Origin of the sequence: Vitreoscilla massiliensis (assembly GCF_001457815.1) — a bacterium.
Taxonomy (GTDB): domain Bacteria; phylum Pseudomonadota; class Gammaproteobacteria; order Burkholderiales; family Neisseriaceae; genus Vitreoscilla; species Vitreoscilla massiliensis.
Genome location: NZ_LN898221.1, coordinates 1009985 through 1031920, shown reverse-complemented (window position 1 = coordinate 1031920; position 21936 = coordinate 1009985). Strand labels below are relative to the sequence as shown.

Annotated in this window: 24 protein-coding genes; 10 read left to right on the top strand and 14 right to left on the bottom strand. The window is 50.4% G+C overall.

Translation table 11 applies throughout. The annotated features are described in order from the left end of the window. Nucleotides 1-287: 287 nt before the first annotated feature. Complete coding sequence (locus tag BN3003_RS16445; RefSeq protein ID WP_108721549.1) at nucleotides 288-677, bottom strand: RNA-binding S4 domain-containing protein; 390 nt, start codon at nucleotides 675-677, stop codon at nucleotides 288-290. Nucleotides 678-906: 229 nt separating this feature from the next. Here BN3003_RS16445 and BN3003_RS16440 point away from each other — a divergent pair, with 229 nt between their 5' ends. The 6 genes from BN3003_RS16440 to BN3003_RS16415 all read left to right on the top strand — a co-directional run bounded on the left by BN3003_RS16440 (nucleotide 907) and on the right by BN3003_RS16415 (nucleotide 6064). Further along, nucleotides 907-1866 (top strand): acetyl-CoA carboxylase carboxyltransferase subunit alpha, encoded by a 960-nt coding sequence (locus BN3003_RS16440; RefSeq protein WP_058357698.1) that lies wholly within the window; start codon nucleotides 907-909, stop codon nucleotides 1864-1866. Beyond that, nucleotides 1853-3187: a tRNA lysidine(34) synthetase TilS gene (tilS, locus tag BN3003_RS16435; protein ID WP_058357697.1), complete on the top strand. Its 1335-nt coding sequence runs from the start codon at nucleotides 1853-1855 to the stop codon at nucleotides 3185-3187. The genes BN3003_RS16440 and tilS overlap by 14 nt, the downstream gene beginning before the upstream one ends. Nucleotides 3188-3229: 42 nt before the next feature. Next, nucleotides 3230-3829 carry an RNA polymerase sigma factor RpoE gene (gene rpoE, locus BN3003_RS16430; protein WP_058357696.1) on the top strand — a complete coding sequence of 200 codons (600 nt, stop codon included), beginning with the start codon at nucleotides 3230-3232 and terminating at the stop codon, nucleotides 3827-3829. Between the two features lie 167 nt (nucleotides 3830-3996). After that, complete coding sequence (dapF, locus tag BN3003_RS16425) at nucleotides 3997-4839, top strand: diaminopimelate epimerase (RefSeq protein ID WP_058358095.1); 843 nt, start codon at nucleotides 3997-3999, stop codon at nucleotides 4837-4839. After that, nucleotides 4839-5468, top strand: a complete 630-nt coding sequence (locus BN3003_RS16420; RefSeq protein ID WP_058357695.1) for a DUF484 family protein — start codon at nucleotides 4839-4841, stop codon at nucleotides 5466-5468. Before dapF ends, BN3003_RS16420 begins: the two co-directional genes overlap by 1 nt. After that, nucleotides 5468-6064 carry a hypothetical protein gene (locus tag BN3003_RS16415; protein ID WP_058357694.1) on the top strand — a complete coding sequence of 199 codons (597 nt, stop codon included), beginning with the start codon at nucleotides 5468-5470 and terminating at the stop codon, nucleotides 6062-6064. The genes BN3003_RS16420 and BN3003_RS16415 overlap by 1 nt, the downstream gene beginning before the upstream one ends. Nucleotides 6065-6114: 50 nt before the next feature. On the opposite strand, the gene BN3003_RS16410 is transcribed toward BN3003_RS16415, so the two are convergent. The 3 genes from BN3003_RS16410 to BN3003_RS16400 are packed head-to-tail and all read right to left on the bottom strand — an operon-like array spanning nucleotide 6115 to nucleotide 7552. Beyond that, nucleotides 6115-6411, bottom strand: a complete 297-nt coding sequence (locus BN3003_RS16410) for a hypothetical protein (RefSeq protein WP_058357693.1) — start codon at nucleotides 6409-6411, stop codon at nucleotides 6115-6117. A gap of 20 nt (nucleotides 6412-6431) precedes the next feature. Continuing rightward, nucleotides 6432-7196, bottom strand: a complete 765-nt coding sequence (locus tag BN3003_RS16405) for a UDP-2,3-diacylglucosamine diphosphatase (RefSeq protein ID WP_058357692.1) — start codon at nucleotides 7194-7196, stop codon at nucleotides 6432-6434. Next, the gene (locus BN3003_RS16400) at nucleotides 7193-7552 is read right to left on the bottom strand and encodes an ArsC family reductase (RefSeq protein WP_058357691.1); all 360 of its coding nucleotides are present in this window, start codon (nucleotides 7550-7552) and stop codon (nucleotides 7193-7195) included. Before BN3003_RS16400 ends, BN3003_RS16405 begins: the two co-directional genes overlap by 4 nt. Nucleotides 7553-7686: 134 nt before the next feature. On the opposite strand from BN3003_RS16400, the gene BN3003_RS16395 reads away from it, so the two are divergent. Next, on the top strand, nucleotides 7687-8355 hold the full coding sequence (locus BN3003_RS16395; protein WP_058357690.1) for a hypothetical protein: 669 nt from the start codon (nucleotides 7687-7689) through the stop codon (nucleotides 8353-8355). 189 nt (nucleotides 8356-8544) lie between these two features. On the opposite strand, the gene BN3003_RS16390 is transcribed toward BN3003_RS16395, so the two are convergent. The 10 genes from BN3003_RS16390 to BN3003_RS16345 form a co-directional block, all read right to left on the bottom strand. After that, on the bottom strand, nucleotides 8545-9177 hold the full coding sequence (locus BN3003_RS16390; protein ID WP_058357689.1) for a hypothetical protein: 633 nt from the start codon (nucleotides 9175-9177) through the stop codon (nucleotides 8545-8547). Nucleotides 9178-9384: 207 nt separating this feature from the next. Beyond that, a complete protein-coding gene (locus BN3003_RS16385; RefSeq protein ID WP_058357688.1) occupies nucleotides 9385-10767 on the bottom strand; it encodes a phosphomannomutase/phosphoglucomutase in 1383 nt (460 codons plus the stop codon). A gap of 9 nt (nucleotides 10768-10776) precedes the next feature. Continuing rightward, complete coding sequence (trpD, locus tag BN3003_RS16380) at nucleotides 10777-11811, bottom strand: anthranilate phosphoribosyltransferase (protein WP_058357687.1); 1035 nt, start codon at nucleotides 11809-11811, stop codon at nucleotides 10777-10779. Between the two features lie 52 nt (nucleotides 11812-11863). Beyond that, nucleotides 11864-12433, bottom strand: a complete 570-nt coding sequence (locus tag BN3003_RS16375; protein ID WP_058357686.1) for an aminodeoxychorismate/anthranilate synthase component II — start codon at nucleotides 12431-12433, stop codon at nucleotides 11864-11866. Nucleotides 12434-12567: 134 nt separating this feature from the next. Then, nucleotides 12568-13899, bottom strand: a complete 1332-nt coding sequence (locus BN3003_RS16370) for a TolC family outer membrane protein (protein ID WP_058357685.1) — start codon at nucleotides 13897-13899, stop codon at nucleotides 12568-12570. Nucleotides 13900-13912: 13 nt separating this feature from the next. Next, nucleotides 13913-15205, bottom strand: coding sequence for an MFS transporter (locus tag BN3003_RS16365; RefSeq protein WP_082625709.1), 1293 nt, complete (start codon nucleotides 15203-15205; stop codon nucleotides 13913-13915). Nucleotides 15206-15243: 38 nt separating this feature from the next. Next, nucleotides 15244-15450, bottom strand: a complete 207-nt coding sequence (gene ccoS, locus BN3003_RS16360) for a cbb3-type cytochrome oxidase assembly protein CcoS (protein ID WP_058357683.1) — start codon at nucleotides 15448-15450, stop codon at nucleotides 15244-15246. A gap of 1 nt (nucleotide 15451) precedes the next feature. Continuing rightward, nucleotides 15452-15775 (bottom strand): HLGFF motif protein, encoded by a 324-nt coding sequence (locus BN3003_RS16355; RefSeq protein ID WP_058357682.1) that lies wholly within the window; start codon nucleotides 15773-15775, stop codon nucleotides 15452-15454. A 56-nt stretch (nucleotides 15776-15831) separates the two neighbouring features. Beyond that, nucleotides 15832-17235 carry an L-serine ammonia-lyase gene (locus BN3003_RS16350; protein WP_058357681.1) on the bottom strand — a complete coding sequence of 468 codons (1404 nt, stop codon included), beginning with the start codon at nucleotides 17233-17235 and terminating at the stop codon, nucleotides 15832-15834. A gap of 159 nt (nucleotides 17236-17394) precedes the next feature. Further along, nucleotides 17395-19725 carry a LysM peptidoglycan-binding domain-containing protein gene (locus tag BN3003_RS16345; RefSeq protein WP_058357680.1) on the bottom strand — a complete coding sequence of 777 codons (2331 nt, stop codon included), beginning with the start codon at nucleotides 19723-19725 and terminating at the stop codon, nucleotides 17395-17397. Nucleotides 19726-19895: 170 nt separating this feature from the next. Here BN3003_RS16345 and BN3003_RS16340 point away from each other — a divergent pair, with 170 nt between their 5' ends. From BN3003_RS16340 to BN3003_RS18510, 3 genes are all read left to right on the top strand, one after another. Next, nucleotides 19896-20615: a class I SAM-dependent methyltransferase gene (locus BN3003_RS16340; RefSeq protein ID WP_058357679.1), complete on the top strand. Its 720-nt coding sequence runs from the start codon at nucleotides 19896-19898 to the stop codon at nucleotides 20613-20615. After that, nucleotides 20615-21064 carry a ribonuclease HI gene (gene rnhA / locus BN3003_RS16335; RefSeq protein WP_058357678.1) on the top strand — a complete coding sequence of 150 codons (450 nt, stop codon included), beginning with the start codon at nucleotides 20615-20617 and terminating at the stop codon, nucleotides 21062-21064. The genes BN3003_RS16340 and rnhA overlap by 1 nt, the downstream gene beginning before the upstream one ends. A 114-nt stretch (nucleotides 21065-21178) precedes the next feature. Continuing rightward, a protein-coding gene (locus BN3003_RS18510) for an IS5 family transposase (RefSeq protein ID WP_407701092.1) occupies nucleotides 21179-21930 on the top strand; the annotation gives its coding sequence in 2 pieces (ribosomal slippage) (nucleotides 21179-21410 and nucleotides 21410-21930; 753 coding nt in all). The last annotated feature ends 6 nt before the right edge of the window (nucleotides 21931-21936 follow it).

Below are 21936 nucleotides of genomic sequence, written 5' to 3'. Positions count from 1 at the left end.
TTGGCAATAAGGTGGCCGAATTGTGGTTTGATGGCATGTCGAGACATCTTGATAAGCGGCCTGTAGGCGACATTGCCCGCAAGCAGTTCATATGGGGCTGTTGGGATGGATGTGTGTTCATCTAAAAAGCAACAGCGCGCAATGGATTGCATCTGATGCTCGCCATACTCATAAGCGGCCTGTAAAAAAATACAGCCCGATGATGGGCTGTGTTAGTAGCAATCATATGTGTATTTTCGCCATATTGCTGCTGTGTTGAAAAGGACAGCAGTGGCGATAATATACGTTTACCAATCTTGCTTGATGCGGTCCAATTGGCGGCGGTCGCGTTTGGTTGGACGGCCTTCTGGGTAATGCGTTTGCATGTCGGCCGCTTGGTTGAGCAACTTGATATGTTCGCGTTTGGCCACCGTGTCGGCGTCTTCGCTGTAGAGCAAGCGCGCTTCTGGTGCGGGTCGGCGCTGCATGTTCAAACCGTTCACCGTCAGTCGGAATGGCAAGCTGTTCAGGCTCATGTCGATGACGTCGCCAACGACGATGTATTTACTGTTCTTAACGCGCTCATTATTCACTTTGATGCGGCCGAGCTCTATGTGTTTTTGAGCCAAAGCACGGGTTTTGAAGAAGCGTGCCGCCCACAACCATTTGTCCAGGCGCATGGTGTTGATTTCACTCATAATCGATTTTCCCATAGCATAAGTGTGTTATTGTACTGTTAAAGGCTGGCTTTGTGTGTGGCAAGCGGGTTTTTTAGTGTTTGAAATAAAACCGACGTATGCCATAATGAACGCCGATTTTTTACCCCAATTTTCATTTGTACGCCATCGGATAAAGCGCAAAAGAGCTGCGTCTTTGGGGAAGATAGCGTATGATTATTGATAATTTACGACATATGGATACCACTGCATGAAGCAAGTATTTTTGGATTTTGAGCAACCGATTGCAGAATTAAGCCAAAAAATTGAAGAGTTGCGTTTTGTTCAGGATGACTCTGTAGTAGATATTTCTGAAGAAATCAAACGATTACAAAAGAAAAGCGACGATTTAACCAAAAACATTTTTGCGAAACTCACTCCAGCACAGGTTTCACAAGTTTCACGTCACGCCCAACGTCCTTACACACTGGACTACATCGAAGGCATCTTCACCGATTTTCAAGAATTGCACGGCGATCGCAGTTTTGCTGACGATCCTGCCATCGTGGGCGGCTTGGCCCGTTTCAATGGTCAATCGGTGATGGTCATCGGTCACCAAAAAGGCCGTGACACCAAAGAAAAAATCTACCGCAATTTCGGCATGCCTAAGCCAGAAGGCTATCGCAAAGCCTTGCGCTTGATGAAGTTGGCGGAAAAATTCCATTTGCCCATTTTGACCTTCATAGATACCCCAGGAGCGTATCCGGGTATCGGTGCGGAAGAGCGTGGTCAATCCGAAGCCATTGGTCGCAATTTGTTTGAAATGAGCGATTTACATGTGCCGGTGGTGTGTACCGTGATTGGTGAGGGTGGTTCTGGTGGTGCTTTGGCCATTGCCGTGGGCGACTATGTCAATATGCTGCAATACGCGACTTATTCGGTGATTTCACCAGAAGGTTGTGCATCGATTTTGTGGAAAACCGCTGAAAAAGCACCAGAAGCGGCGCAAGCCTTGGGCATTACCGCCAAACGTTTGCACGATTTGGATTTGATTGATAAAGTCATTCCCGAACCTTTGGGTGGCGCGCACCGCAATTTCACCGAAGTGATGAACAGCGTTAAAGAGGCGATTGCCGAGCAATTGCGCCAAGCGCAAGACATGCCTATGGCCGATTTGCTCACCCGCCGCTTCGATCGCATCATGGCGTATGGAACGTATGCTGAAAAATAAGCTAGAACAGGCTATTTTGCAATCATGGTCAGAACGCGGTTCTGACCATTTTCATTTGGAAGTCGGGCTCAGTGGCGGCGTCGACTCGGTGGTGTTGTTGCATCTACTGAAATCATTGCAAGGCCAATTGGGTTTTGCACTCTCAGCCGTGCATGTGAACCACCAATTGCAAAGCCCTGCAGCTGAATGGGCACGTTTTTGTCAGCGCTTGTGTGCCGATTGGGGCATACCGCTGCGCACGGTGGCGGTGCAAGTGGCCGACCAACAGCGTTTGGGGCTGGAAGCGGCGGCGCGGGCGGCACGTTACCAAGTGTATGCCGACACCCAAGCCGATACGGTGGTGTTGGCCCACCATGCCGATGACCAGATTGAAACGGCTTTTTTGGGTTGGTTGCGCGGTGGTGGCGTGCGGGCCTTGGCGGCCATGCCGGCGTGGCGACCATTGCAAAACGATCAGCGATTGCCTTATGTGTGGCGGCCATTGTTGCACATCGGTAAGCAGCTCATATTGGACTATGCGCAAGAGTGGGGTTTGCAACATGTTGACGATCCCAGTAACAGCGATGAACACTATTTGCGCAATTGGTTGCGCCAGCAAATATTGCCGAACATGTTGAGCCAACACCCAGAGCTTGCACACAAAATACTTGCCAGCGTGGAACAAATGCAACGTGAATTGGCGGTGTTGACCGAAATTCAAGTGCAGGATTGGCAGTTTGTGCATGAACATGGGGTTTTTCAACTTAAAAAATGTTTAAGTTTGAGTGTGGCGAGACAGGAACAGCAATTGCTGTATTTTGCCAAGATGCAGCGCTTAACTGCATGGAAAAAAGCCCAGTTAACTCATTTTTTGACAGAATTGGCGTTAAAACCGCAATCCAGGCATCAAATCATGTTGGGTAAAGACTTGATTTTTGTAGACAGAATGCGTCTGTATGCATGGGGCAATGTACAACGTCAAGCGATGGCGGCGATACAGGCGCTGAACGGAGCAGATTTGGGCTCAAAGCGAGAATTTTTTACCAATTCTCTTGCAATGTCAGAATGCATAGTGAATACTCAAATCAACGACAAGTGGCAGATACGGTCTTTAAGTTTGTTGCGCAATCAAGTGACTCAGCCCATGCTGACCAAATTGATTGCGGTATTAAAGCAAGCCAAAGTGCCATTGGTGCTGATAGATTTGTGGCCGTGCTGGTATGATGCATCGAGCCAAACCGTGTTGGTGGCACAAGTACAAGACAAGGACGTGCGTACACAATATCCTCTTGCCAATGAAGCTTTGGCTTTTTTAAGACAATACATTATTGTCAAAACCTAATGCATGGTGCAGCGGGTTAATCAGCAATAAGTGATAAAAATCATGGATGAAAGACAAATCGATCAAGAGTTGGTGGAGCGGGCGAAAAAAGGAGATACCAAAGCATTTGAATTGCTGGTGGCCAAGTATCACCGCCGCTTGGGACGCTTGTTATCGCGCTTTATCAAAGATGAGCATGAGGTCAACGATGTGGTACAAGAATCGTTTATCAAGGCTTATCGGGCTTTGCCGAATTTCCGTGGTGACAGTGCTTTTTACACTTGGCTCTACCGCATCAGCATCAATACCGCGAAAAACTTTTTGGCCAATAACAACAAACGCCCCATCATGTCCAGCGACATTGCCAACAGCGATGGTGAGGTCTTGGATGTGGTCGAACAAGTGGCGGATAACTTGACTCCTGAAGCCGAATTGATGAACAAGCAAATCTTGCAAACGGTAGAAAGTGCGGTGGCCAAATTGCCAGAAGATTTGCGCCGTGCCATCACTTTGCGTGAAATGGATGGTTTGTCGTATGAGGAGATTGCCGAAGTGATGCAATGCCCTATTGGGACGGTGCGTTCGCGCATTTTCCGCGCCCGCGAAGTCATCGCCGCCGATTTGCGGCCTTTGCTTGATACATCTGAACACAACCGTTGGTAAGTCGTGAGTCTTCTTACAGGCCGCTTGTACACAGGTACAAGCGGCCTGTAAGCATTTAAAATGGCGTTTCTGTTGCAAACACTGTGAATGCGGTCACAGAGACTGTGCTCGCGTGGCAATTTATGCCACAATGAAAGCCTTATCCGCTTTGGCCTATGGTTACCACCATGACAACATTGAATTTCACCAAAATGCACGGTTTGGGCAATGATTTTATCGTCATCAATGCCTTGAATCAGCCTGTGACTTGGACTGCTGACAACATCAAAACCTGGTCTGATCGCCATACTGGCATCGGCTTTGATCAGTTATTGTTGATTGAAGCCTCAGACAATGAGCGTTGCGATTTCAAATACCGCATCTTCAATGCCGATGGTGGCGAAGTCGAGCAGTGCGGCAATGGTGCGCGCTGTTTTGCCAAATACGTGACCGAACATGGTTTAACCGACAAAACCTCGGTGATGGTGGAAACCATGCGTGGCATCATCGTCTTGAACATCTTGGACGATGGCCGCATCACCGTCGACATGGGTAAACCGCATTTCGCTCCTGAAGAAATCCCATTCGTACCCAAAAACAAAGCTGACCAAGAGGCCAAAGTGCACATGTTGGTGGTGGGCATGGAAACCATTCCGGTGAGTTTGGTCAATATGGGCAATCCGCATGCGGTGATGTTGGTTGAAGACGTGAAAACCGCGCCGGTCAAAATTCTGGGTGAAGCGATAGAAAAACACCCACAGTTTCCACAGCGCGTGAATGTGGGTTTTGGGCAGGTATTGTCGCCGTCGGAAATCAATTTGCGCGTGTTTGAACGCGGTGTGGGTGAAACCCAAGCCTGTGGCGCCGGTGCTTGTGCGGCCGTGGTGGCTGGCATACGCCATGGCTTGTTGACCGACACGGTGTTGGTACATTTGCCCGGTGGCGATTTGACCATCCATTGGAAAGAGGGCGAGTCGGTATTGATGACAGGCCCAGCCGCCGAAGTTTACTCAGGGACGTTGACGTATTGATGAGCATGAATGAACAAACCGTGCGTGAATATCTGTTGCAACACCCAGAATTCATCAGCCGCAATGCCGATGTGCTCAGTGGCAATAAGGGCAAAGTCCGCGATTTTCGCGATGCGCAATTGGCCAAAATACAGGCCGACAACCAAATGCTCAAACAGCGCCAACAGCAATGGGTGAGCGTGTTGCAAGACAATCAGCATTTGGCGGCGGTATTGTGGCGCAGCGCCGCCGATTTGGCGCGTTGTAACAGTTACAAGCAAGTGGTGGCGGTATTGGAGCAGATGTTGTTTCACGACTTGGATTTTCCAAGCCATGCCTTGAAACTGCTGCCGGCTCACAATAAGCGGCCTGTACCCGAAGCCAACCGCGTACAGGCCGGTTTCCAATGGATAGAAACCCAAGCTTGGCCGTGTGCGCACCTGCCCAAAAGCATGGAAGCATGGCTGGATGAGGCTTATGAAAGCCATTTGGTGTTGCCGCTGTTGCGCCATGGTGAATTATTGGGGGTGTGGGTATTGGCTTCTAAACAAGTGGATTATTTCCATGCGGAGCAAGACACCACTTATTTACAGGCGTTTGTGCAGGTGTTGTCGGCCACATTGGCGCGCATCATGGGTGTGGCAGATTGATGTTAAGTTTGGTGGTGATGTGCGTGTACGTGGGCTTGTTTGCCTATTTTGTATTGCGCAGTGAGTTGAAACAGTGGTTAACCGGTGCGTTGGTGTTGGCCGCTGGTGGTTCATGGTTGCTCAGCAGTGTGTTGCCGGGGTTTGTGTATTACCATGGTTCGGCGTTTTTGAACTTGGCCGCTTTGTACATTACCTTAAGCAGTCTGTTCTTTTTTGTGAACCAATGGCATTACCACAGTGCCACTGGCGTATTTTATGCCGAGCCCGGTTGTCCACCGTATTTGGTGTATTTGGCCGTCAGTGGCATGATGATGCACTTGGCGTGGCTCATCCCCTTGTTGTGGTCGACTTACCAATATCCTGATGGTTTAAGCACGTATTCTTTATTGGGTTTGTTGCAATTGTATTTCTTGCAACCCATCTACTGGATTTTGGCGCAGTGGAGTTTGATGGCGATGTTTTTTGTGGTCGGGCGTTGGCGTAAAACGCCGCTGACCATCGTTTCCATGGGGCAATTGCAATTTGCCTTCTTGTTTGGATTGTTGGCCGTCAGCGCCTATGTGATACACGATTTGCTGCGTTATCTACAGCATTAAAGCCACGTAAACGTGGCTTTTTTCTTGGCTGTCCTGCACGGATTTGCAACCTAAGCGGTTTCCAATTCCGGCTGTTGCTGTGCCAATTGGCGGGCAAACAAACGCTGGCTGTGTTGCAACTTGGCCAGACTCTGCTCCAATTTGGGCAAGCGTGCTTGCAAGTCTTGCATTTCGGTCAAGGCTGCGCGTACCGCTTCCAAATTGCCGCTTTGTTCGGCTTGGCTGAGCAGCGCTTGCTGTTGTTGCAGCAATACTTGCGTGTGTTGTATGTCGGCCTCGGTGCGCAACACATTGTCGGCCAAGGTTTGTACGCGTTTTTGTAAGATTTCTAAAACTGATGATGCCATATTGTCCTCCCACTACCAGGCTAAGATGCATGTATTTTAACGCCCAAGCCCTGCCATTGCCCTTGTCCTTGGTCAGTAAAATGCCAATAGCCGCCATTCAAACCTTGCCAACGGGGCAGGGCAATGCGCTGTATCTGTCTGCCTTGCCACATATGTTCAAAGCGGCCTGTAAGAGCTGGCGGATTGTGGCCATGCACCACGGTAATGGGCAGCTCATGGATGAGCAGATGGCTGCTGCCGTGCTGGTCTAGCAGCGCCAGCAAACGCGATTCGTCTATGGCTTGCTGCGCCTGCGGCTGATGCGCTTGCTGCCAAATTTGCTGCGCCAAATATTGCTTGCGTTCAGGCACCGGCGTTTGGTATTGCTGCGTTTGCCATGCAGCGCTGCGACTGCGATGGCGAAACGCTTGTTCGGCCTCGCTGTGCGGGTAGAGCACATCGCCGTGCAGCAATATGAGTTGTTGATTATAAGCAGTCACCGTGGCGATTTCGGGCAATAAGGTCACACCCGCGCGCGCGGCAAATGCTTCGCCCAGCAAGAAGTCGTGGCTGCCGTGTTGCATGTAGATTGGCGTGTGTTGGCTGAACGCTTGCAGCGTGGCCGTGAGTTCTTCGCTGACGTGGTGGCGGATGTCATCGCCCAACCACACATCGAAGAAATTGCCCAACACATACAGCGCGTCCAGCTTGCCCATCCATTCAGACAGGTGTTGCATCAATAAGATGTTCAGCGCCGGTGTGTCGGCGCCCAAATGGGTATCAGCAAGGACGTGGATGCCACTCATGCGCGGTACAATTGCGCATAGCGCTCAGCATCAAAGCCCAAAGTTACCGTTGGCTCTTTGGCCGTGTCTACCACTACAGGCCGCTTGATGACCGATGGGTTGGCAATCAACACCTCAATAGCGGTGTCGGCTTGGGACAAGGCCTGTTGTTCGGTTTCAGACAGTTTGCGCCAAGTGGTGCCGCGTTTGTTGACCAAAGCATCCAAAGCCACGTGTTGTAGCCACGATTGCAATAATGCGGCCGTCGGCGCCTCGGTTTTGAAATTGTGAAAGGTGTAATCGACTTGCTGTTCTTCCAACCAAACACGGGCTTTTTTGACGGTTTGGCAATTGGGAATACCGTAAACTTGCAACATATCGAGCGCCCTTGTGATAAAAAACCTAATTTTACCCGATGCCTTGTGCTTAGGGCAAAAAAGAGCTTGCTAGTCCTCTGTATAATTTGTCATGATAATGCAAACTACTTTTGCTTCATGGATAAAGGAAAGTCATGAAATATTTAATAGCCTTGGGTTTGGTTGCAACCTTGACCGCATGTTCTGGCAATGGCAGCCATGCGAGTAAACGCGAATTGGCGAAAGCCATAGATGAATTCAACAGCGACCATCCTTTGTGCGTGCCTGTGAACGACGCTTTGGCAGGCCAAGCGGGCAATACCGCTCATTTAATCAAAGGCCGTTTTGGTGACGAATGGATACACGTGACCACCGAAAACTTGGCTGGCGACGACATCAACCAAGGCGCACAAAAGCAAATGAAGATCATGACCCGCGAAGGCTTGTATGAAAAAGCCAGCAGCAAAGAGCAAAAAGCGGTCTTGGGTGAAGACATCAAAGTGCCTACCGACAGCTTCCGCTTGACCAAAGAGGGCAAAGAACAATTCCGCAGCAGCGCTTATGGCAATTTGATGTGCATCGGCCACATCAAAGTCGACGAGGTGACGTGGTTCACCGAGCCTACGCCAGCCAATGGCATGACGGTGACGCAAGTGCGCTTCAAACCAGAATACAAATTGGAAGGCTTTGCCAAAAAATTGATGAAAGAAGACTTGCCTGAGTTGAAACAAGAATTGGAAAACGAACAAGACTTAACCGCGACTTTGGTGCAAACCAACGAAGGCTGGCGCGACATCCGCGAATTGGCAGCGCCAAAACGCTAAACCGCAGTTGTGTATGATAAAAGCGGCCTGTAAACATGGTGTTGATGTTTACAGGCCGCTTTCATGTTATTTGTTGATGTAAACAAACATTCAATCCTCCAGTTGAATATCATGTACTGAAACCCGTTCAAACATTGATAAGCGGCCTGTAAAACCCAGCTTGGGCTTACAGGCCGCTTGTTAATGGATTTACAGTTTGTACAAATCTTGTACCCAAGCAGCAAGGTCTTGGGGTTTGAATGGCTGTTTGGAGCGCAGTTGTACGATGGAAATTCGTTGCTGCGGCAGTTGTTTCACCACGTAAATCACCTCGTCACCGTGATTGTTTGTGCCGATGAAATAAGGCAGATTCTTGACGCTGGCCTGAGTGAACTTCCCCTCGGTTTGATTGATGTCTGCAAAAAAGCGTTGCTTAAAATCGTCTTGCCGTGGGTACACAAACACTTCATGTTGGAGGAGGAAGCTGTTGTCTGGGTTGGTAAACACGCTGCTCACATATTGGCCATGCTCTTGGGTCAATATTTCTTTGGGTTCGCTCAAGCTGAAAACCTGACCCCAAATACGGTGTTGTTCGACTGGTATTGTGACTATGCGATGGGATGTGGTGGTGGCATTGGCCCGTTGTTGGCAGCGAAGATATTGTTGGTAATACGGATTGGCCACTTTTTCAGCCACTCGTTTGCCATCCAAATCGATGTAATGACCACTGTTGTCTTGCAAATACTGCGCAGGCACTTGGCCAAAATAACAATCTGAATTGGAATTTAAAGCGGAACAAGCCATTAATTGTGAACACAACAGCGCTGATAAGACGTATTTCATGGTAAAGAAACTCCCTAAGTGATGGCCAAAAAATGTTCAATTAAATCAGAAGTATCAAAACAGCTAAGTATGTCATGTGAGTTGCGGCAGCACCGCCATGGATGGTGTATTAGAGCATAATGCAGATGTTGAGTATTGAGCAAATACAAGGCGGCCTGTAAATCTATTCAAGGTTTACAGGCCGCTTATTGGGGTTTATTGCAAAACTTAGAATGGCAAATCGTTTAAACCCACTTGTTGCAATACGTGCTTGAACTCGGCCTGTATTGCTGCCAACGCAGTTTCGGTTTCGGCTTCAAAACGCAAGACCAATACTGGGGTGGTGTTGGAGGCGCGGATTAAGCCAAAGCCGCTGGCGTATTCCACGCGCAAACCATCAATGTCGATGATGTTTTCGGCGTTAGGGAATTGGGCGTTGGCTTGCAATTGTGCAATGATGCGGTGGTTGTCGCCTTCATTGTCCATGCTGATGTTGAGTTCCGGCGTAGACAAGGCTTCGGGCAAGGCGTTTAACACGCTGCTGGCATCGGCTGATTGTGACAGGATTTCCAATAAGCGTGCGCCGGTATACATGCCATCGTCAAAGCCAAACCAGCGCTCTTTAAAGAAGGTATGGCCGCTCATTTCGCCGGCCAAAGCCGCCTCGTGTTCTTTCATCGCCGCTTTAATCAAGCTGTGGCCGGTGCGGCTGATGATGGGCTCGCCACCATGTTCGCGTATCCACGGCGCCAATAAGCGTGTGCATTTGACGTCGTAAATGATTTTCACTTGCGGCTGGCGCGCCAACACATCGGCGGCGTATAGCATCAATTGGCGGTCGGGCCAGATGATGTTGCCGTCTTTGGTGACCACACCCAAACGGTCGCCATCGCCATCAAACGCCAAGCCGATTTCGGCATCGGTGTCTTGCAAGGCTTGTATCAAGTCTTGCAAATTGGCCGGTTTGGCTGGGTCGGGATGGTGGTTGGGGAAGGTGCCATCGACGTCGCAAAACAACTCCGTCACGCTACAACCCAAGGCGCGGTACACATCGCCGGCATAAGCACCAGCAACGCCGTTACCAGCATCAATAACGATATTCATCGGGCGCGCTAACTTGATGTCGCTGGTGATGCGTTCGCGGTAAGCGGTGCTGACATCGGCGCTGCGCAAGCTACCACATGTGGTCACAGGCGTGACACCAGCAACAATGGCTTGATGCAGCTCTTGGATGCCATCACCAGACAAGGTGGTGCCGGCCAACATCATTTTCAGGCCGTTGTATTGCGGCGGATTGTGGCTGCCGGTCAGCATCACGCCTGAACCTTGGGTCAAGGTATGGGCGGCGTAATACAGCATCGGTGTGGCCACCATGCCGACATCAACAACATTCAGGCCGCCATCTTGCAAGGCAGCGGCCAAACGGGCCAATAAACGTGGACCCGACAAACGGCCATCGCGACCAATGGCAATGTCGCTCACGCCCAAGGCACGAGCGCGTGCGGCGATGGCCAAGCCGATGTGGTACACCGCATCTTCGGTCAAGGTCTCATCGACGATGCCACGGATGTCGTAGGCTTTGAAAATTTCGGCGGCTATGCGAACTGACATCAGGCTTCCTTATTGTTGCGACAATTGTTGGGTTAAATCGATTAAGCGCTGGCGGCTGGCTTTGGCTTTGCCATTGTCTATGGCCGCTTGTGCCATGGCCACGCCTTCGCCGAAATCGGCGGCGATGTTGGCGGCAATCAAGGTGGCTGCGGCATTCATCACCACGATGTCGCGGCAAGGGCCAGCTTCACCATCCAAGACGCTGTTCATCTTGGCGTAAGATTCGGCTGGAGTGTTCACTTTCAATGGACGCAAATCGTCGATGAGGGTCAAACCAAAATCTTCGGGATGCACTTCGTATTGCTCAATGCGGCCATTTTTCAATTCCGCCACATAGCTCTTGCCGGTAATGGTGATTTCGTCCAAACCATCGTGGCCGTTGACCACCAACACATGTTCGCGCCCCATTTGCATGGATACACGCGACAAAATGCCGACCAAATCACGGTGGAACACACCCAAGACTTGGTTGGGTGCGTCGGCAGGATTGGTCAATGGGCCAAGTATGTTGAAGATGGTGCGCACGCCCAAGGCTTTGCGCACTGGCGCGACGTATTTCATGGCGCTGTGGTGGTTGGGGGCAAACATAAAGCCCATGCCGATTTCGTCCAGACATTGCGCCACTTGCTCAGGGCTGAGCGACATCGCCACGCCCATGTGTTCCAAAATATCGGCGGCACCACTGGAAGAAGAAACCGCACGGCCGCCGTGTTTGGCGATGCGGGCTCCGGCACCTGCGGCCACAAACATGGCAGTGGTGGAAATGTTGAACGTGTGCGCTTGGTCGCCGCCAGTGCCGACAATGTCGACTAAGTGGTGTTTGTTCAGCACCGGTACTTTGGTGGCGAAATCGCGCATTACGGTGGCAGCTGCGGCAATTTCCGACACGGTTTCCACCTTAATGCGCAAACCGATGAGTAAGGCGGCGATGATTTCAGGTTGCAATTGCCCGGTCATGATTTGACGCATCAAGTCGGTCATTTCATCGTAAAACAATTCGTTTTGATCAATTAAGCGGTTCAGAGCCTCGGTGGCCGTAATCATTTTTTATCCTTTTGCTACAAAAAACACGGCTTACAGGCCGTGTTGTGGTTGCTTAGGCGTGTTGCTGTAAGAAATTGGCAAACATTTGGTGGCCGTGCTCGGTGAGCAAGGCTTCAGGGTGGAATTGCACGCCTTCCACCGCCCATTCTTTGTGGCGCACGCCCATGATTTCACCGTCGTCTGTCCACGCGGTGATTTCCAAACAGTCTGGCAAGCTGGCGCGTTCGATCACCAAGCTGTGGTAGCGGGTGCAATTAACCGGATTGGGCAAATCTTGGAACACGCCGCTGTTGTGGTGGGCCACTGCCGATACTTTGCCGTGCATCAAGGTTTGCGCACCAATAATGCGGCCGCCAAAAGCCTCACCGATGGCTTGATGACCCAAACACACGCCCAACAAGGGAATTTTGCCGGCAAAATGTTGAATGGCAGCCAAAGACACGCCTGCTTGTTGCGGTGCACATGGACCAGGGCCAACCAGCAGGTATTGCGGTGCCAAAGCGGTGATTTCGTCTATGCTGGTTTCATCATTGCGCTTGACCACCACCTCTTGGCCAAGCTCGGCCAAGTATTGCACGATGTTATAGGTAAAGCTGTCATAGTTATCAATCAGGAGCAGCATAATGTTTTTAACCTGTCTTTATTGCGTTCAAACCAAGGGCAGGGCATGGATGGACAGCGCATATTGCGGCGCTGTGGACACACACCCTAAAAAATAACGCCCTACAACAGAGGGCGTGTTGATTATGCCACTTTTTAGGGGGTCTTGCGAAGTGGCTGGGTGCGAATTGCCGCGTTAATTTGTTGCAGGGCATCACCGCTTTGCAATTGACCTGCCGCTTGTGACAAGGCCAGTTGTGCTTGCAAATAGTCGTAACGGGCTTTGGCCAGTTGTTGCTCGGAGTCGGCCAAGGTTTGCTGCGCTTGAATCACGTCCAAATTGCTGCGCACGCCCACTTGTTGTCCCAATTGGCTGGATTCGAGTTTTTTGCGGTTGGTGTACACCAATTGCTCCAAGGCTTGTACTTGTGCCAAGCCGCTTTGCACGTTCAGGTATTGCTCGCGCACTTGCAAATCGGTATCGCGTTTGCTCGCGGTCAATTCGTCTTCACGCTGCAGCAATTCCAATTGTGCTTGGCGCACTTGGCTATTCAAGGCGCCACCAGCATACAGCGGCATGCTCAGATTCACGCCCACCGATGCACCTTTATTGTGCACGTTTTCATTGAACCCCATGCTGCTGACTTGTTGGTGCTGGTCTTGATAAGCGGCCTGTAACTCCAGTTTGGGATAGCGATTGGCACGGGCTTTTTGTACCGCTGCCTGCGCTTGTGCCACCGCCAATTGCTTGGCGCCGATGTTGGTATTGCTGCGGTAAGCCAGTTGTTGCCATTCGGATAAAGGCTTGTTGGCGACGATGCGGCTGACACGGGCGCCGTCTATGCGCTCGATTTCGGCAGGATTGAGGCCAGTGTAATACTCGAGTTTCTGCTGCGCCAAATGCAGTTTTTGTTCGGCATTCAACACTTGCACTTGGGCGTTGTCCAAGCCTGCTTGCGCTTCGTGGGTGTCGACGATGGTGGCAGCGCCGACATCAAACATGGTTTTGGCTTGCTCAAGCTGGCGTTCATACAGTTTTTTCGCCGCGCTGCTGGCGCTGATTAAATCGTAAGCGGTCAAGACATCGAAATAGGCTTGGCTGACATTGAGCAGCAATTGCTGCTCACTCAAATCAAATTGGGCATCGGCCAATTGCGCTGCCAACTTGCCTTGTTGGTAATCGGCGTATTTACCGGCATCAAACAGGGTTTGCGTCGCTTGCACATTGTAGCCATAGCTGTTGTTGGCATCGCTGTCGGGTTTAATCGGGTAATTGCGTTGGTAAGAGCCATTGAGCGCCACTTGTGGCAATAAGGGCGCGCGCGCTTGCGGAATTTGTTCTTGTGCGGCCAAGCGTTGGTAGGCTGCAGCCGAATGACTCGCATCATAAGCCAGGGCTGCATCCCATGCGTCCTGTAAATCAAACGCGTTGGCCAGTGGGCTGAATGTGGCCAAGAGGCTGACGGTATAAGCAATGCATCTTTTCATACTGGGTAATCCATCAAACCTCTTCGTCGTGAACACGGCCGAGTAAATCAGGGCTGATGCGTGTTAAATAGTAAATCACGCCGATATTGCCCAAGGCCAGCAGCAAGAACAGCAAGCCCAAGCTGTCAGACACAAATAACACCGCCATGCTGATGAGCGCGCCGATGACCATGAACAAACCATTGATGATGTTGTTGGCGGCCACGGCTTGGGCACGGAAGGTGTCGCTGCTGGAGGTTTGCAGCCAAGTGTACAAAGGCACGGAGAAGAAACCGCCAAAAAAGCCTATCAACACCAATAACAACAGCAAATAATAATGGCTGCCATCAGACAGGAATTGCCACACGGTGGTGGTTGGATTGGCAGGCGGCATACCAAAAGTGTGCACGGCCAATAACACGCCGACAATGGACATGCCGGCGGCGCCGACCAAGACCAAACGCAGGTTTAAGCGGTTGTGAGAGATTTTGGCGCACAAGATGGAGCCGATGCCGATGCCGATGGAGAACATCGCCAACAATACTGAGAACAAGGCTTCGGAGTCGCCCAAATAGTGTTTGGCAAACGTTGACAATTGCGCGGTGTAAATCGAGCCGACCAACCAAAACCAAGAAATGCCAATGATGGAGGCTTTAATTGGGGCAATGGCGGCGGCTTTTTTCAGCAAGTCGCGCGTAGATGCCCAAATGTTCAATTGGATTTTCTGCGTTGGGTCTTGCGGCGGTGTAGCCGGCATGTACATGCTGGTATACGTGCCCAAGGCTGCCACCAATACGATGATGGCAATGACGGTATAAATGCCGCCACCGACCATGATGGCACCGATGATTTGGCCGAACAATATCGCCAAAAACGTGCCGCTTTCGATTAAGCTGTTGCCGCTGAGCAATTCGTTCGGGCGCAAATACTCGGGCAAAATCGCGTATTTGACTGGGCCAAACACGGTGGAGTGGATGCCCATTAAAAACAAACAACCCATCAACACCCAAATGGAATCGGTAATAAAACCATACGCTGCCAATAACATGATCAACACTTCGCCGATTTTCACGCCGCGGGCTATGCTGGCCTTGTTCCAACGCGTCGACATTTGCCCCGATATCGATGAAAACAAGAAATAGGGCAAGACCAATAACAGCGTTGAAATCGCCACCAGCATTTCCGGGCGCAAACTGCTTTCTTTGCCCAGCCCATAAAAGCTGATTAAGGTCACCAGTGAGGTTTTGAACAAATTGTCGTTAAACGCGCCCAAAAATTGGGTGCCGAACAGGGGAGCGAAGCGGCGGGTGCGGGCAAATGCGAACATAGTCATCCTAATGATGTAAGCGGCCTGTAAATGGGTGATTAGCGGTGTTGCTTATCGGTGTTGTCGTTGTCGGAAGCATCCTCTTGGATGTCGGCGGCTTGTGGGCTGTCGTCATCCAACAAAATGCGGTGGGCTGGGCCTTCTAAATCGTCAAACTGACCGTTTTTGGATGACCACCAAAAAAAGCCGCCGATGACAAACACCAAAATGATGCTGATGGGGATGAGGATGAACACGCTTTCCATATCACATCACGCTTGAAATGTCGTTCACCACATACACGAAACCTTGCCATTTGAAATAGCCATCGTTCATGCGGGTGAGCAGATTGGCATCGCCGTCTTGCAAGACGATGCCATCGTGTTCATGTTGCCAATGCAAAGGCTGATACGCGCTCAAAGCCTGTAAAGACAGGCTTTCAGGCCGCTTAAGCCAAGTATTGTCGCTGGGTTGCAATTTGATTACCGCTTGGCCAGAGGCATGGGCGCCGTCTTCACCGTCCAAGACGGTGACCAAAAAACCCAAGTGTTCACCACTGGCCAAACTGACGCTGTAGTAATGAGTGTCCATGTATGACTATTCAAACATCACGAAAACGCCAGTATACCGCAAAACAGGGAACTGACTCAGCACTCAATCACAGATACCGACACCGGTATCATTTTGTGCTTCATGCTGGCGGCCAAACCGCCCAAAGAGGTTTCTTTGTAGATGTTTTTCATGTCGCGACCGGTTTGTAACATGGTGGCGATGACGGTATCGAGTGAGACTTTTTTCGACAAACCGTCTTCGAGCAAGGCCAATGCGCCCAATTTAATCGCTTTTTCGGCGCCGATGCCATTGCGTTCTATGCACGGAATCTGTACCAAACCACCGACAGGGTCGCAGGTCAAGCCCAAATGGTGTTCCATCGCCATCTCGGCCGCGTTTTGGATTTGCCAAATGGTACCGCCGCTGACATCACAATACGCCGCTGCCGCCATAGAGCAAGCCACGCCAACTTCACCTTGGCAACCGACGTCGGCACCGGAAATCGATGCATTCATTTTGTACAACATGCCGATGGCAGCGGCGGTGAGCATGAATTGTACAATGCCGTCTTCTGAGCTTAATGGGTGAAAGCGTTGGTAATACGTCAACACCGCTGGGATGATGCCGGCAGCGCCATTGGTCGGCGCGGTCACCACACGACCACCGGCGGCGTTTTCTTCGTTCACCGCCATCGCAAATACCATAGGCCACAATTGGGTGTTGATTTGGTTGGCTTCGCGCAAATCGTTCAGTTTTTCGGCCAAGAATGGCGCACGGCGTTTGACTTTCAGGCCGCCTGGCAATTCGCCGGTTTGGTGCAAGCCACGTTCCACACAATCAAACATCACTTGTGCCACCGCCCGAACCCGTTGCTTCACCGTAGCAGCATCAGCGGCCTGTAAGGCCATTTCATTGGCCAAAATCATTTCTGCCAAGCTGATGTTGTGGGTTTCACATTGTTCGGCCATGCTTTGGGCATTGTGAAACGGATACGGCACTTGCACGCCGCTGTCCAAATTCAAATCAAATTCTTCGTCGGTAACGATGAAACCACCGCCGACCGAGTAATACACTTGCTGTAAGATTTCGCGCTCATTGGCGTCATAGGCGGTAAAGCGCAGGCCGTTAGGATGTTTGGGCAGACTTTCGGCATAGCGAATCACTATGTCGCGGGCCACAATGAATTCAATTTCTTGTTTGCCATCCAAAGGCAATGAGGCTTGGCTGTTAATGTGGGCCAAGCGTTCTGGAATGGTGTTTAAGTCTATGCTGTCAGGCAATTCGCCTTCCAGCCCCAATAAAATGGCTTCAAACGTACCGTGGCCTTCGCCGGTTAAGGCCAAAGAGCCATACACTTCGACCGCAATGCGGCCTGTAAGCTGCAATTGTTGCAGCCCATCTAATTGCCGCACAAATGCCGCTGCGGCTTTCATCGGGCCAACGGTATGGGAACTGGATGGGCCTAAGCCCACTTTGAAAATATCGAATACGCTGATCATACTGTGCACCTTAGCAAGAACATCGCCTATTGTAGGCATGTATCTGGGTAATATACATTCAAATTGCGACGCTGATTGTGTCAGCGGCGTCACGGCAGTGTAGTCAATATCACAAAAAAAAACAGCCTTTTGGCTGTTCTTTTTATGCTGCAATGCAACTTACAGTTGACGCAATTGGATTTTTTGACCCGGCTTGATGTTGTTGCCGTTATTCCATTTGCGTAAATCATTCACTTTCAGATTGAATTTACCGGCAATGCTGTTAAGCGTATCGCCTTTGCGCACCACATAATTCATGTTCGCTTGCTGCTTTTGCTCTTTGGCTTTGGCAGTTTGAATTGCACGGTCTGCGGCCTTGCCAACCACCAAAGTTTGACCCACTTTGATGTTATTGTCGTTCAAGCCATTGGCCGCAAGCAATTCAGACACGCTCATGTCGTAAGTTTTGGCGATGCTGTACAAGGTGTCGCCAGAGCCCACTTTGTGTTGGGTAGCGTTGGCCAATTGGCGTTCGCGCTTTTCATTGTCGTTGCGCAATTTGGCCAAACGTTCCATTTCACGGGCTTCTTTGGCGTCTTCACGCGCAATCGCTTCACGCACCGCATTGGCGGCAAAATTGGCATCAACGGTATTGGTTTGGGCAATTTGGCTGCTGACCGCAGGTGTAGGCGCAGCCACGGCGACGGCCACAGGCGCCGCCACGCTATTGCCTTTGTTCATCAAAGCCAGCAAAGGATCGGTTTCAACCACTGCTTGCGCACGCACTGGCGCGGCGGCAGTTTTGGTGGCTGCCATCAAGTTAACCGCATCGTTTTCAGCCGCTTGGGCTGCAAAACTGTTGCTTACCGCAGCCCTTTCCACTTTCGCCACGCTGTTGTTTAACAAAGTCTGTGCGGCAGCGTTGGCTTGGATGGTTTCAGATTGAATGGTATTGGCAGCAACTTGTATTGGAGCGGCCTGTACGCGGGTCACCGTGCTGACGACGGTAGGCGTACTCACTACCGTCGTTTTGATGGCATTGCTGGCCATTTGTACCGGCGTGCTGACAGGGCGTTCAAAAGATGCGGCAGTGACCACAGGCGTGTTCGCATGTTTTTCCACCGCGGCCAAAGCCGTTTGACCGACCAAATCGTCTGCAGGTGCAGTAAAGCTGCGGATTTCAGATTTGGCCACAAAGTTTTGCTGTATCATCGGCTGGGCACGGCTGGCACGGATTTTCAAAGGTGCTGCTTGAGCCAATTGTGCTTTCGGTTTGGACAAGACATCGGCTTGGCGTGGCGTTACCGCAGGCACGGCAAAGGCAAGGTTGCTGTCTTCACCAGTGAAGCTGGTTTGGGTAAAACCGGCGGCCGGATTGGTGTTTACAGGCCGGTTTTTCGCTACCAATACTGGCGTGCCTGCATTCAAGACATTGCTGCGGATGCCATTGATTTGTTTTAATTCGCTGTCAGACATGCCAAAGCTGGCGGCCACATCTTGCACTTTTTCGCCACTCATCGGCGTGTACAAATTGTAAGACAGCAATTGGTTCACATCAGACGCTTGGTAATTGCGCACAAAATGGTTAACGGCATTTTTCGGCAACAGCATTTTGCGTTTGGCAGTAGGGATGAACACCGGCAAATTGAAGCCAGGGTTCAAACGGTTGAATTCTTCTTGGCTGATGCCGGCCAGACGCGCTGCTTGCGATGTGTCGATGGGCGTGCTCACATCCAAGGCTTCAAAATACGCGTCGTCTTCGATTTTCGGGATGTTGAGGCCAAATGCCGCAGGGTTGGCAACGATGTTGCGCCAAGCCAAGAGTTTGGGCGCGTAATTGCGCGTTTCTTGCGGCATTTTCAGGTTTTCATACGTAGGCAACAGGCCTTGGCTTTCGGTTCGTTTGACCGCGCGTGCCACATTGCCTTCACCCCAGTTGTAAGCGGCCAAAGCCAAAGACCAATCGCCGAACAAGCCGTACAGGTATTCTAGATAGTTCAAAGCCGCATCGGTAGAGGCATAAACATCGTGACGGCCATCGTACACATTGTTTTGTTCCAAGCCGTATTGTTTGCCAGTTGCCGGCATGAATTGCCACAAGCCAGACGCACCGACAGGCGATTTGGCTTTGATGACAAACGCGCTTTCGATGTAAGGCAATAAGGCAATTTCACCAGGCATGTTGCGGCGCTCTACTTCGGTGGCCACATAATGCAAGTAGGGTTGGCTGCGGCTGATGGTGCGGTTCATGTAGGCCGCATCACGGGTGAACTTTCTTTCGTGTTGGCGTACCAACTCTGGATTGACTTCTGTCATTTCAAATCGACTGCCGATGCGGCTGAAGATGTCACCAAATTTTTGGTTTTGACCAAACAGCAATCCAGAATTCAAACGCATTAAGTCGTGGGCGACTTTTTGTGCTTCAAATGGCGTGGTGACGGTTTGTGCAATCACAGCATGCGATACTGTAACGCTGGTCAATGCCAATAAAAGGTTTTTGAAATGGGTCATATGGAATTGGGTAGAATATTGAGTGCAATGGATAATAAAAACATTTACCGCAATTGTCAATTTGATTAGAGTCAAAAAACTATGTAAATTAACTGATTTTCCTAAGATTTTTACAAAAATTAAACATTTAATGTGGGTATTTTGATGACAAAAGGATTAAAAATAAACGCATGAAGCTGAATCAAATTCCATTACAAAACTGGTTATTAAAACATGCCTACGGCCAAGAGGTCGCTGCGCAAATCGGCCAGCAATTGCAGCATTTAACTGGCAAACAGCATTATGCGCACGTGTTGCAACTGGGTTTGCCCGAAATCACCTTGCTGCCCGAGAGCCAATATGAACACTTGCATGTGGCGGCAGAAACGCGTGCGCCGATTATCGCCGAATGGGAACGTTTGCCTTTTGCCACCGAAAGCATGGATTTGGTGATTTTGCCATTTGTATTGTCACAACACCCGAATGCACATGCGGTGTTGCGCGAGGCGCAGCGGGTGGTGTGTGGTTATGGGCAGATTTTGGTATTGGATTTGAACCCACATTCCTTGTGGCGCTTGCGTGGCAAGCGTTTACAGGCCGCTACGGCGTGCACGCACATACACACTGTTACGCCACGGCGCTTGGCCGATTGGTTGCAATTGTTGGACATGCAGCCGCAGATGAGCCGTTACATCAATTATCTGCCTTTGTGTGACACACCGCTGCAAGCGCAAAAATGGCAATGGTTGGAAGCAGCAGGCAATCGCTGGTGGCCACAAGCGGCGGCGATGTATGCGATGTTGGCGGTGAAACAAACAGTGTATTTACGGCCGCTACTCAAGGATAATAAGCGGCCTGAACGAGACAAGGACGTGGTGTTAAATCCCATTTCCGTACGGAAACCCGATTGATGACAACAAAGAAACAAGTGGTGATGTATACCGACGGCGCATGCAAGGGCAATCCTGGTGTGGGCGGTTGGGGCGTGAGTTTGCAATACGGTGCGCATCGCAAAGAGCTGTATGGTGGCGAAGCCGAAACCACCAATAATCGCATGGAATTGACGGCGGCGATTGAAGGCTTAAAACAATTGAAACAAGCGTGTAAGGTCACCATCTATACCGACTCCAAATACGTGATGCAAGGCATGGAAGAGTGGTTGGCCGGCTGGAAGGCACGCGGCTGGAAAACCGCCAGCAAATCGCCAGTGAAAAACGTCGATTTGTGGCAACAATTGGACGATTTGGTTGGGCAGCACGACGTGACATGGCAGTGGGTGAAAGGCCATGCTGGAGATGAAGGCAATGAACGAGCCGATGAATTGGCCAATATGGGCGTGGCGCAGATAAACGGCGACTGACCCGTCAAGCGCAGCATCGGACTAGGGCGTGTTCTCATTTCAAATCTGAAATAAGCCACTCCTAAAACTTATGTTATAGAATGAAATATATGTTTATTTGATAAAAGTTTTAACATGGCCCGCCGAGTTTTAACCGATGATATTTGGCTGCAAATTCAAGATACCATGAAGTTTTATGGCTGCTACCGTTCCAAAAATAGCAAAAATATCATGGAGGCCATTTTGTGGAAACTTCGCACTGGAGCGACATGGCGAGATATTCCTGAAGATTTGTGTCCTTGGCAAACGGCTTACAATCGCTTTAATCGCTGGGCCATCAAGGGTTTATGGGACAAGTTTTTTTTAAACTACGAGGCGTATTGGATACAGAACGGGTATTCATCGACGGAAGCTACGTCCGCGCTCATCAGCATGCGAGTGGAGCTAGGCGTGGTGAGGCTCGAGCAATTGGCCGTTCACGAGGTGGCGCAACTACAAAAATACACTTGGCCGTCGACGCGAACGGACATCCGCTTGATTTTGAAATCACTGGGGGCGAAACCCACGACAGTCAAGTTGCACCGCAGCTGATCGCCTTGGTTCAAACCGGCCATTATTTGGTCGCTGATAAGGGCTATGACTCTGAAAAGATAAGAGAATCTTCAAGAAAACATGGAATGATTCCCGTCATCCCTAGAAAATCCAACAGCACCAAAAGTAATCCGGAATTTAGCCGTTATTTATACGGCTTACGCTATGTGGTTGAAAATGCATTTGCCCGCTTGAAGCATTTCAGAGGTATTGCAACGCGTTTTGACAAATTAGCCCGCAATTACAAGGCCATGCTACGACTGGCTTGTATCTTTATTTGGTGTAAGGCCAAATGAGAACAC